The following is an 11,539-nucleotide window of genomic DNA, read 5'->3' as shown; positions in this document are numbered from 1 at the left end:
TTTCCGCGAGCCCTGACTGAATGAGCATGGATCTCACCCGCCGCACTCTGCTTCAGCTCGCCGGCGCGGCCTCTCTCGCAATGGCGGCCGCTGCCGCGGCGCGCGCCGAGGACAATGCGCAGGGCGGCGGGCCGACTTATGCCAGCCGCACGCCGATGCGGGTCGGCATGGTGACGCTCCGGGTGAAGAACCTCGACAAGCTCGCCGATTACTACCGCGACGTGATCGGGCTCACCGTGATGGAGCGCTCGGCGACTGGCGCGAAGCTCGGCACGGCCGGCGTCGCGCTGCTGGTGCTGGAAGCCCGTCCCGATGCCGCAATCGAGCCGCGCAACGCCGCCGGCCTCTATCACACCGCCTTCCTGATGCCGACGCGCAAGGATCTCGCGCGCTGGCTGGTGCATGCCGCCGCTCACCGCGTGCCGCTGTCGGGATTTGCCGATCACCTTGTCAGCGAATCCGTCTATCTCGACGACCCCGAAGGCAACGGCATCGAGGTCTATGCCGACCGCGATCCCTCGCAATGGCAGTGGAGCGAGGGCGGCGTGAAGATGGCAACCGACGAGCTCAACATCCCCGACTTGCTGTCGCTGACCAATACGCGCGTGGCCGACTATGCCGGCGCGCCGGAAGGATTGCGCATCGGCCACATGCATCTGCGCGTCAGCGATCTCGCGCAGGCCGAGAGCTTCTATCACGCCAGCATCGGCCTCGACCCGACCCGCCGCCGCAGCGGTGCCGCGTTCCTCTCCTCGGGCCGCTATCATCATCACCTCGGCATGAATGTCTGGCAGAGCCAGGGTGCCGGCCAGCGCGACGATCAAATGACGGGTCTTGCCTGGTTCTCGCTGGTGACCGAGAAGCAGGACATCCTCGCAGCCCAGGAGGAGCGCCTGCGCAAGGTTGGCGCACGGGTCAGGGCGCTTGCGGGCGGCCTGGAGGCCGTCGATCCCTGGGGCACGCGGGTGCGCCTTCTCAGGGTTTGATCGCCGGCGCAGGCGTTGGTAATACGCCTCAGGCGCAAACCAATCGACCGGGGTCCACGCCCGATATGTCCGAATTCCACGGTGTCTTTCCCTATCTCGTCTCGCCCGTCGATGCCGACGGCACGGTGCGCACCGAAGTCCTCGGCAAGCTCTGCGACGATCTAATCGCCGCCGGCGTGCACGGTCTGACGCCGCTCGGCTCGACCGGCGAGTTCGCCTATCTCAATGCCGCGCAGCGCATGGCGATCGTGCAGACCACGATCGAGGCGGCCAAGGGCCGCGTGCCGGTGGTCGCGGGCGTCGCTTCAACCTCGATCGCGGACGCGCTGGCGCAGGCGAAAGCGTACCAGAAGCTCGGTGCCGACGGCATCCTGGCGATTTTGGAGGCCTATTTCTCGCTCGCCGATGCCCAGGTCGAATCCTACTTCCGCGCCATCGCCGATGCCGTGGACATTCCCGTCGTCATCTACACCAATCCGCAATTCCAACGCTCCGACCTCACCCTCGATGTCATCGCGCGCCTCGCCGAGCATCCGCGCATCGGCTAAAGGACGCCTCGACCAACACCGGCCGGCTGCTCTCGATCATGAACCGCTGCGGCGATGCCTTGCGGGTGTTCTCGGCCTCCGCCCATATCCCGGTCGCGGTGATGCTGATCGGCGGTCTCGGTTGGATGGCAGGTCCGGCCTGCATCATCCCGCGCCAGAGCGTTGCGCTGTACGAGCTCTGCAAGGCTGGTCGCTGGGAGGAGGCCATGAAGCTTCAGCGCCGGCTGTGGCGCATCAACGAGGCCTTTGCCCGCTTTAATCTCGCCGCCTGCATCAAGGCGGGGCTTTCGATCCAGGGCTACGACGTCAGCGACCCTGTCCCGCCGCAGGCCGCGCTGACGGCCGAGCAGCGCAGGATGGTGGAAGCGGCGTTGCGGGAGCTGGCATAGCCGATTGTCACGCGGCAATATGCCCCCAGGTGCTGCCGCAAGCCGAACTATTCCCTATCTGCTTCGATCAGGAAACTTCCAGGCGCTTGCGACGTTGCTGCGTGAGCGAGATCCGCCACCTTAGGATGAGCATCTGAGCATTGTCTTCAGTATACCGCGGTGATCACCCATGAATCGTCGCTACGGAATTGCCGCGGCAGCTCTGGCCGCTCTGCTACTCGTGGTCACTGCCGCGAAAATCCAGCATGCGCCGTGGACCACGCCCGCCGCGCGAGCCGTCGAGCAGCGCGGGCCGCTGTCGGAGGCCGAAAAGGCCACGATCGACATCTTCGAGCGCGTATCGCCTTCGGTTGTCCAGGTAGCGGTGAAATCGGCGGCCAGTCCTCTCATGGGTGAGGAGGGCCAGGGCGGCGCTTCCGGCACGGGATTCGTTTGGGACGCCGAGGGGCACCTGGTGACGAACAATCACGTCGTGGCCAATGGCGGCGAGATCGCCGTGCGCTTTGCGTCCGGAGAGGTGGCCCAGGTCGACCTGGTCGGTACCGCTCCCAACTACGATCTTGCGGTCCTGCGAATCCGGAGTGTGCGCGAACTCCCTCCGCCGGTGGCTCTCGGCAGTTCGAACGATCTGAAGGTCGGGCAATCCGCCTTTGCGATTGGCAATCCCTTCGGGCTGGATCAATCCATGACCAGCGGCATCATCAGTGCTCTCAAGCGCAGGCTTCCGACCCATGGCGGCCGGGAGATTGCCAACGTCATCCAGACTGATGCCGCGATCAACCCAGGCAATTCAGGCGGGCCGCTGCTGGATTCCGCAGGCCGCCTGATTGGCGTCACAACGGCGATCATATCGCCGTCCGGCTCGAACGCCGGCATCGGCTTTGCGGTGCCGGTCGATGTCGTGAACCGGATTGTCCCCGAACTCATCCGCAACGGTCGCGTGCCGACGCCCGGTATCGGCATCGTGGCCGCCAGTGAGGATGTTTCCACGCGGCTTGGCGCCCAAGGGGTGATCGTGGTGCGGACCGCCCCCGGCAGCCCTGCGGAGCGGGCGGGGATTCGCGGGGTCAACTTTTCGACTGGCGCGGTCGGAGACATCATCACCGCGGTGGAAGGCAAGCCGGTGCGGCGCCTCTCCGACTTGACCGATGCGCTGGAGCAGGCCGGCGCCGGGAAGACCATTCGCCTCACTGTCAAGCGGGGCTCGGACACCCGCGACGTGAATGTGGGCATCATCGACATCGAGCGTTCCTGACGTCGCAATCTGCGCGGCCAATGGAGGCGTGGCACGCAATGCTGATGTGCTGCGGCTCGGTTGTATCGACTGCAAAATCGGCTAAAACCGCCGCGGTCGTTTTCCGGATTTCAAGGACATAACGGAATGAACATTCTTCCCGGCAATTTGCGTTTCGGAGCGGGCCAGCCCGTCAAGCGTTTGGAAGATCAGCGGCTGCTCACCGGGAAGGGGCAATTCATTGACGACAAACCGGCGGACGGCGCGCTGTGGTTGCACGTGCTGCGCTCGCCGCATGCGCACGCGAAGATCGTCTCGATCGACACCAGCGCCGCGGCGTCGATGCCTGGCGTCACCGCGATCTATACCGGCGCCGACCTCGTCAAGGACGACATCGGCAGCATTCCGACGCTGAACATCTTCAAGCGTCCCGACGGCAAGCCGATGACGGTGCCGCCGCGCCGGCTGCTGGCCCATGAAGTCGTGCGCTACGCCGGCGAAGCGGTCGCCGCCGTCGTGGCCGCCTCGCGCGTGGAGGCGCAGAGCGCGGCCGAAGCGATCGTGGTCGAATACGACGTGCTGCCTGCGGTGGTCGACCCGGTGGAGGCCGTAAAGCCCGGTGCGCCCGTGGTGTGGCCGGACGCGCCCGATAACATCGTCGGCGCGATGAGCTATGGCGATGCAGCCAAGGTGGACGAGGCCTTTGCCAAAGCGGCGCACACGGTCGAGCTCGATCTCGTCAGCCAACGCCTCGTTCCATCCGCAATGGAGCCGCGCTCGACCATCGCCGAAATCGACAAGAAGACGGGACGGCTCCTGCTGCACGTGCAGTCGCAGACACCGGCCTCGACTCGTGACGTGCTGGCGGAGGCCGTGCTCAAGCGTCCCAAGGACAGCGTGCGGGTGCTGGTCGGCGACATCGGCGGCGGCTTCGGCCAGAAGACCAACCTCTATCCCGAGGACGGCATCGTCGCCTATGCCGCGACCAAGCTGAACAAGAAGATCCGCTGGCGCGGCGACCGCACCGACGAGTTCGTCGGCGGCACCCATGGCCGCGATCTCACCTCGACCGCTTCCTTCGCGCTGGATGAAAAGGGCAAGGTGCTGGCCTATCGCGTCAAGTCGATCGGCTGCACCGGCGCTTATTCCTCGGGTGCGGCCAATATCATCCCGCTGGTGCTCGGGCCGTTCGTGCAGACCGGCGTCTACGATCTGCCGCTGGTGCATTTCGAGGTGAAGTCGGTGATGACCCACACCGCCCCGGTCGGTGCCTATCGCGGTGCGGGCCGTCCCGAAGCCGTCTTCATCGTCGAGCGCCTGTTCGACGCGGCTGCGCGAAAGATCGGCATGGATCCGCGCGCGATCCGCAAGGCCAACTACATCAAGCCGGCGCAGCTGCCTTATACGAATGCCGCGGGCCAGGTTTATGACTCCGGCGCCTTCGCGCACATGCTCGACCGCGCCGTGAAGCTCGCCGACTGGGACGGCTTTGCCGCGCGCAAGAAGGCGGCCAGGAAGAAGGGCCTGCTCTATGGCCGCGGTCTCACCTCCTACATCGAATGGACCGGCGGCCGCGCCCATACCGAGAAGGTCAGCCTGCACGCGACCTCGCAAGGCCGCGTCGTCCTGCATTCCGGCACCATGGCGATGGGGCAGGGCTTGCAGACCACCTACACCCAGATGATCTCCGACACCCTCGGCATTCCCATGGACAAGATCGACGTCGTCCAAGGCGACACTGATCTCGCCATGGGCTTTGGCAGCGTCGGCTCCCGTTCGCTGTTCGTCGGCGGCACCGCCGTGGCCGTCTCCTCCAACGACCTCATCCAGAAGGCGCGCGAGAAGGCCGCGAACGTGCTGGAGACCTCGATCGAGGACATCGAATATCAGGGCGGCATGCTCACCGTGGTCGGCACCGACCGCCGCATCAGCCTGTTCGATCTCGCCGAGAAGGAGACCGGCGCCAAGCTCAGCGTCAATTCCGAAGGCGAGGTGGATGGGCCGAGCTGGCCGAACGGCACCCATATCTGCGAGGTCGAGATCGATCCCGAGACCGGCGTTTCCCGCGTCGTGCGCTACACCACCGTCGACGACGTCGGCGTTGCCGTGAACCCGATGCTGGTCACCGGGCAGATCCATGGCGGCGTTGTGCAAGGCATCGGTCAGGCGTTGTATGAGGGCGTGTCCTACGATGCCGACGGTCAGCTCCTCACCGCGAGCTACCAGGATTACTGCATCCCGCGCGCCGACGACGTTCCGCCGATTGTGGTGACGCTCGACGATTCCGCGCCCTGCCGCACCAATCCGCTCGGGGCCAAGGGCTGCGGCGAGTCCGGCGCCATCGGTGGCCCGCCCTGCGTCACCAATGGCGTGATGGACGCGCTGGCCGAGCTCGGCATCACCCAGCTCAATACGCCGCTGACGCCGCAGAAGATCTGGCAGGCGATCCGGGACGCGAAGGCGGGGTAGGCCTGGCGCGTTGTTGCGTTAGCTGCTGCGTCAAGCTCAGCTCGTCATCCCGGGGCGCGCAAAGCGCGAACCCGGGATCCATAACCACAGAGAGTGGTTTGGTGGGAAGCTGGTAACTCCGAGTCCCCGTAACCACCTCTCGCTGTGGTTATGGATCCCCGCCTCCGCGGGGACGACACACGGAGCAAGGGGCTCCATCTGGGCTACGAAGCCAGATTCAAATCCCCAGCATCATCTTCGCGATGATGTCGCGCTGGATCTCCGAGGTGCCGCCGAAGATCGTATATGCTCGCCCGTTGAGATATTCCGGGATCACCGTCAGCATCTCCTCCGGGACCGGCGGCTCGTGGTTGAGCCTGTAGAGCGGCCGCATCGGCTCCACCGCGAGGGCGTCGTGACCGATCACGTCGGCCCCTAATCGCGTCACGGCTTGCCGGATTTCGCTGTTGCGCAGCTTCAGGATCGACGACACCGCGCCGGGATTTTGTCCGGTCTGCAGCGCCGAGAGCACGCGCAGCTCGGTCATTTCAAGCGCGTCGATGTCGACCTCGACCTCGGAGATGCGCGTTGCGATGTCAGGACTGTCGATCGCGCGGCCCGTGAGGTCGGACCCGGCAAGATCCGCGATCGCCCTCAATCCCTCGCGCAGCTTCGCCGAGGCGATGCCGGAGCCGCGCTCGAACTCGAGCAGATATTTGCCATAGGTCCAGCCCTTGCCTTCCTCGCCGACGCGGTTGGCGACGGGCACGCGCACGTCGTCGAAGAACACCTGGTTGACCTCGTGGTCGCCGCCGATGGTGAGGATCGGGCGCGTGGTGATACCAGGCGTGTTCATGTCCATCAGGATGAAGCTGATGCCGTCCTGCTGCCGCGGCCCGTCGCTGGTGCGCACCAGTGCGAACATGCGGTTGGCGTGGTGGGCATGCGTGGTCCAGATTTTCGTGCCGTTGATGATGTAGTCGTCGCCGTCGCGCACCGCGCGCGTCTTCAGCGACGACAGATCGGAGCCCGAGCCTGGCTCGGAATAGCCCTGACACCAATAATCGTCACCTGAGAGAATACGCGGCAGATAAAAATTCTTCTGCTCGGGGCTGCCGAAGCCGATGATGACGGGGCCGACCATCTTCACGCCCATCACATTGACGTTCGGCACGCCGGCGCGTGCGCATTCGGTCTCGAAGATCCAGCGCTGCGCCGGGGTCCAGTCCGGCCCGCCATATTCGACCGGCCAGCCCGGCGCGCCCCAGCCCTGCCGGTGCAGCGCGCGCTGCCAGGCCTTGCCGATGTCAGGATCGGAGAACACCGAGGGCGTCAGCGCGGTTGCGCGCTTCATCTCCTCGGTGAGGTTTTTCGCAATGAAGCCGCGCACCTCGTCCTGGAAGGCGCGCTCCTCGGCATTGAACGACAGGTCCATGAAGCGCTCCTCGTATCAGGCCGGCAGTTTGGTACGGCCAAGCTGGGCGTGGCGGGCATAGTGGTGCGCGCTGCCGCCGAACAGCGTGTCGAAGGCGACCAGCCGCTTGAAATAGGCGCCGACCTCGAGCTCCTCGGTGACGCCCATGCCACCATGGAGCTGGATCGATTGCTCGCCGACGAAGCGCGCACACTTGCCGATCTTGGCCTTCGCACCCGACGCAGCCCGCGCGCGCTCAACGGGTTCGGCGTCGGCTTTCAGTGCGGCGCGCAGCGCCATCGAGCGCGCCTCGTCGACCTGCATCGCCATGTCGGCCAGGCGGTGGCGGATCACCTGGTTGGCCGAGAGCGGACGGCCGAACTGCTTTCGGATCTTGGTGTATTCGAGCGTGGTGTCGAGCAGCGTCTGCATGATGCCGACGGCTTCCGCACCTAGCGCAGCCATGGCGCGGTCGACGGCCCATTCGATCGCGGGCAGAGCATCGCTGCCGTCGCCAAGCAGGGCGCCTTCGGGAAGCTGCACGTCCGACAGCTCGATGTTGCAGGCGCGTCCGCCGCCGAGGCGAGCGTAGTCGGCGATTGTGAGGCCCGGTGCCGTCGCCGGCACCACGAACAGGCCGATCCGTTCCGAAGGTCCGTGATGGTCATGCATGAGTGCGGAGACGATGATCTCGTCGGCAGCATGCCCGTCGAGCACCGCGATCTTTTTGCCGGCCAGATGCCAGCCCTGCGACGTCTTGTTGGCGCTGGTTGCGACCTTGGCGAGATCGAACCGCGCCGCGCGCTCGGAATGTGCCAAGGTGAGCTTCAGTGATCCGTCCCCGACCTTGGGCAGGCTCGCCTGCTTTTGCGCCGTGGTGCCGCATCTAGCGATCAGCGCGGCCCCCAGCACCACGGTTGCGACATAGGGCTCCGACACCAGCCCGCGGCCTAAGGCTTCCATCAGGATGCCGACATCGACCGCCCCGCCGCCGAGCCCACCGAACTCTTCGGGAAGCGGCAACGCCAGCCAGCCGAGCTCGGCGAACTGCCTCCAGATGGCCGGGCTGAAGCCGAGCGGATCGCTTGCCATCGTGCGGCGGTGAGCGGCATCGTAGCTTTCGGCTACGAAGCGTTCCGCGCTCTCGCGCAGCAGGCGCTGCTCGTCACTGAGATTGAGGTCCATGTGCCTACTCCGCCGCCGGCGGCTTGCGCACCGAGGGATGCAGGCCGGAGGGATCGACGATCATGCCGTACTCCTGGAGATTGTGGGCATGGCAGAGCTGATGCAGTGCAAAGGCCTGGTCGATCGCGGCAGGCTGGCCCATCACGTCCACCGAGCGGTTGACGGCCTCCTTGGTTAGCTTCAGCGCGAAGGACGGTTTCGTCGCGATCCGGCGCGCCAACGCCAGCACGCTTGCTGACAGCTCCGCGCGTGGGACGACCTGATTGATCATACCGAGCTGATGCGCCTCCTGGGCGCTCCAGCTATCGGCGGTGAACAGGAACTCCTTGGCCTTGCGTGGGCCGAGCTCCCAGGGATGGACGAACCATTCGACGCCGCAGACGCCCATGGTGACGACAGGGTCGCAGAACTGCGCATCGTCGCTGGCGATAATGAGGTCGCAGGCCCAGGCCAGCATCAGCCCGCCGGCGATGCACTTGCCGTGCACTTCGGCGATGGTCGGCTTGGCGAGGTTGCGCCAGCGCCGCGTGATCTGGAGATAGATCTCCTGCTCGCGCGCGAAGCGGCCGTGAGCATTGGGCTCGGCAAAGCCACCCCAATTTCCGATCGGCGGAAAATCGACGCCCGCGGCATTTTTAGCCCCGGGACGCAGATCATGCCCGGACGAAAAGTGCGGACCGTTGCCGGCCAGGATGATCACCTTGACCGCGTCGTCCTGCACGGCCGCATCGAAGGCGGCGTTGAGGTCATAGGTCATTTGCAGGTTTTGCGCGTTGCGCGCGTCGGGCCGGTTCATCACGATCCGGGCAATCGGCGGCTCCGGCCGCTCCACGAGGATGGTCTCGAACGAGCTCATCGCTTTCCCTTGCCGTTTCCGTTCTTGTTTTATCCGAGTTGACTATGTCGTCCAGGGATAGGCAAGAGGCTTGCGTCAGTCGGCTGCTTTTCTCACGCGCCCAATCTGGTAGCTTGCGCCAGATTCCACCGGGAGAAATTTGATGCGCAAGATCCTGACCGTGCTGGCAGCGCTGGCCTCGCTGAGCTTGGCCAATTGCGGCTACAACGCGATCCAGAGCGAGGACCAGCAGATCAAGGCCAATTGGTCCGAAGTCGTGAACCAGTATCAGCGCCGCGCCGATCTCGTCCCCAATCTGGTCAATTCGGTGAAGGGGTTTGCCCAGCAGGAAAAGGACGTGCTGCTCGGCGTCACCAATGCGCGCGCCAAGGTTGGCAGCGTCCAGGCAACGCCGGAGGTGCTGAACGATCCCGCAGCCTTCCAGAAATTCCAGGCCGCCCAAAGCGAGCTCTCCAGCGCGCTGTCGCGGCTCCTCGTCGTCACCGAGAATTATCCGCAGCTCAAATCGGATGCCCTGTTCAAGGATCTGATGTCGCAGCTCGAAGGCACCGAGAACCGCATCACTGTGGCGCGAAACCGCTACATCAAGGCCGTGCAGGAGTACAACGTCACGGTCCGATCGTTCCCGACCAACCTCACCGCGATGGCATTCGGCTACAAGGAGAAGCCGAATTTCTCGGTCGAGAACGAGAAAGAGATCTCGACCGCGCCGAAGGTGGACTTCAACCCGGCGCCGGCGCCGTCGAAGTAGGCGCGTCGTTTCGCGAATGCGCCAAGTCTCAATCACCGCTCTCATTCCCCGCGAAAGCGGGGAATCCAGTACGCCGCGGCCTCTCCGTATCTCGCCTGCGTCTCTGGAATACTGGATCGCCCGGTCCCGGCTCCGCCAAGGGCTTCGCCGGGCACCTCGGTATTGGGCCGGCGAAGCGTCAGCGAAGACGGCAAGCCGGGCGATGACAGCGAGGGTGTGGTGGGCCCTTTCGGTCTTCTCGTCGTTTGTTCTCGCCGTCGCACTTCTTTTCGCCTTCGCGCTCCCCGCCCACGCAGACATCGCCATCCCCCAACTGACCGGCCGCGTGGTTGACCAGACCGGCACGCTCTCGAGCGCCGAGATCGCTACGCTGTCGCAAAAGCTGCGCGACTTCGAGAATCGGAAGGGCAGCCAGCTCGCCGTCCTGATCGTGCCGACCACACAGCCGGAGACGATCGAGCAGTTCTCGATCCGCGTTGCCGAGGCCTGGAAGATCGGACGCAAGAAGGTTGACGACGGCGCCATCCTCATCGTCGCCAAGAACGACCGGCATTTGCGCATCGAGGTCGGCTATGGCCTCGAAGGCGTGCTCACCGACGTCACTTCGAGGCGGATCATCGATGAAGTCATCACGCCGAAATTCAGGACCGGCAATTTCAGCGGTGGCATCTCGGATGGTGTCGATCGCATGATGCGGGTCATCGATGGCGAGCCGTTGCCGTCACCCTCGCGCAGCGTCAACTTCGCCCACAATCTGGACGATCTCGTGCCGGCATTTGCCGTGGCGCTATTCGCTTCCATAGGCATCGGCGGGGTCTTCCGCGCGATGCTGGGGCGGCTGCTCGGATCATTGGTGACCGGCGGCATCATTGCCGCGGTGACTTGGCTCATCCTCGGCTCTGCCGCGCTCGCCGCGGCGGTCGGCGTACTCGGCTTTATCATCGGGTTTATCGCCGATCTGTTTTCGGCGGCAACGCCAGGCACGGGCCGCTCGCGCGGCGGCTCATGGTCGAGCGGCTCATCGGGAGGCGGTTGGAGCAGCGGATCGTCGAGCAGCGATGATAGCTTCAGCGGCGGCGGGGGCAGTTTTGGCGGCGGCGGCGCCTCGGGGAGTTGGTAGGTCATGAGCATCAAGCGCATCACCAGGCACCTCGTGCAGCATCATTGGCGGGCGAAGCGGATTTTTCCGCAGGCCGTGCTCGACCGCATCGAGCAGGCGATCAAGCGGGGCGAAGCCACCCATTCCGGCCAGGTCCGCTTCGTCGTTGAAGGCGCGCTCGATGGTGCGCCGCTGTTCCGCAACCAGCCGGCGCGCGCGCGCGCGCTCGACATGTTCTCGCATCTGCGCATCTGGGACACCGAGCACAACAACGGCGTTCTCATCTACCTCCTGCTCGCCGACCGCGACGTCGAGATCGTCGCCGACCGCGGCATCGACGCGAGGGTTGGAGCCGAGCGCTGGGAGAGCATCTGCCGCGCGATGGAGACCGAGTTCAGGGCGGGCCAGTTCGAACGCGGCGTGATCGCGGGCATTGAGGCCGTGTCGCGCGAGCTGGCGCGGCATTTCCCGCCGCAAAGACCGCATTCGAACGAGCTGCCGGATGCGCCCGTGGTGATGTGATCTCGCTGGTCTTGGCCAAGGCCAGGACCACGTCGGAGAGGCGCCCTGCCTCGCGAATGAATCCTACGGGCGCAATGCGCCCCAATGCCGCCTCCGCTGACAATTTG

9 protein-coding genes and 1 pseudogene are annotated in these 11,539 nt (G+C 65.2%); 7 read left to right on the top strand and 3 right to left on the bottom strand.

What is annotated here, in order from left to right; all coding sequences use genetic code 11:
* The first annotated feature begins 20 nt into the window (after positions 1 to 20).
* The 4 genes and pseudogenes from IVA98_RS29745 to IVA98_RS29730 all read left to right on the top strand — a co-directional run bounded on the left by IVA98_RS29745 (position 21) and on the right by IVA98_RS29730 (position 5,626).
* The gene (locus IVA98_RS29745; protein ID WP_247307335.1) at positions 21 to 986 is read left to right on the top strand and encodes a VOC family protein; all 966 of its coding nucleotides are present in this window, start codon (positions 21 to 23) and stop codon (positions 984 to 986) included.
* A 65-nt stretch (positions 987 to 1,051) separates the two neighbouring features.
* Positions 1,052 to 1,923 (top strand): annotated as a pseudogene (locus IVA98_RS29740) (dihydrodipicolinate synthase family protein).
* A gap of 169 nt (positions 1,924 to 2,092) precedes the next feature.
* Positions 2,093 to 3,178 carry a S1C family serine protease gene (locus IVA98_RS29735; protein ID WP_247307333.1) on the top strand — a complete coding sequence of 362 codons (1,086 nt, stop codon included), beginning with the start codon at positions 2,093 to 2,095 and terminating at the stop codon, positions 3,176 to 3,178.
* A gap of 126 nt (positions 3,179 to 3,304) precedes the next feature.
* On the top strand, positions 3,305 to 5,626 hold the full coding sequence (locus tag IVA98_RS29730; RefSeq protein ID WP_247307330.1) for a xanthine dehydrogenase family protein molybdopterin-binding subunit: 2,322 nt from the start codon (positions 3,305 to 3,307) through the stop codon (positions 5,624 to 5,626).
* Positions 5,627 to 5,843: 217 nt separating this feature from the next.
* Here IVA98_RS29730 and IVA98_RS29725 read toward each other — a convergent pair whose 3' ends face one another.
* From IVA98_RS29725 to IVA98_RS29715, 3 genes are read right to left on the bottom strand one after another with little or no spacing between them, the layout of a single operon-like run.
* On the bottom strand, positions 5,844 to 7,040 hold the full coding sequence (locus tag IVA98_RS29725; protein ID WP_247307327.1) for an acyl-CoA dehydrogenase family protein: 1,197 nt from the start codon (positions 7,038 to 7,040) through the stop codon (positions 5,844 to 5,846).
* Between the two features lie 15 nt (positions 7,041 to 7,055).
* Entirely contained in the window at positions 7,056 to 8,204 is a 1,149-nt protein-coding gene (locus IVA98_RS29720) for an acyl-CoA dehydrogenase family protein (protein ID WP_247307324.1), read from the bottom strand.
* Between the two features lie 4 nt (positions 8,205 to 8,208).
* On the bottom strand, positions 8,209 to 9,060 hold the full coding sequence (locus IVA98_RS29715) for an enoyl-CoA hydratase (RefSeq protein ID WP_247307321.1): 852 nt from the start codon (positions 9,058 to 9,060) through the stop codon (positions 8,209 to 8,211).
* Positions 9,061 to 9,202: 142 nt separating this feature from the next.
* On the opposite strand from IVA98_RS29715, the gene IVA98_RS29710 reads away from it, so the two are divergent.
* From IVA98_RS29710 to IVA98_RS29700, 3 genes are all read left to right on the top strand, one after another.
* Positions 9,203 to 9,811, top strand: a complete 609-nt coding sequence (locus tag IVA98_RS29710; RefSeq protein ID WP_247307317.1) for a LemA family protein — start codon at positions 9,203 to 9,205, stop codon at positions 9,809 to 9,811.
* 202 nt (positions 9,812 to 10,013) lie between these two features.
* Positions 10,014 to 10,931 (top strand): TPM domain-containing protein, encoded by a 918-nt coding sequence (locus IVA98_RS29705; protein WP_247307314.1) that lies wholly within the window; start codon positions 10,014 to 10,016, stop codon positions 10,929 to 10,931.
* A 3-nt stretch (positions 10,932 to 10,934) separates the two neighbouring features.
* On the top strand, positions 10,935 to 11,432 hold the full coding sequence (locus IVA98_RS29700; RefSeq protein ID WP_247307312.1) for a TPM domain-containing protein: 498 nt from the start codon (positions 10,935 to 10,937) through the stop codon (positions 11,430 to 11,432).
* Positions 11,433 to 11,539 lie beyond the last annotated feature (107 nt).

It is taken from the genome of Bradyrhizobium sp. 160, assembly GCF_023073735.1.
In the GTDB taxonomy this organism is placed as follows: Bacteria; Pseudomonadota; Alphaproteobacteria; order Rhizobiales; family Xanthobacteraceae; genus Bradyrhizobium.
Note: the sequence above shows the minus strand (reverse complement) of the source record. Positions and strands in the feature narration are given on the sequence as shown.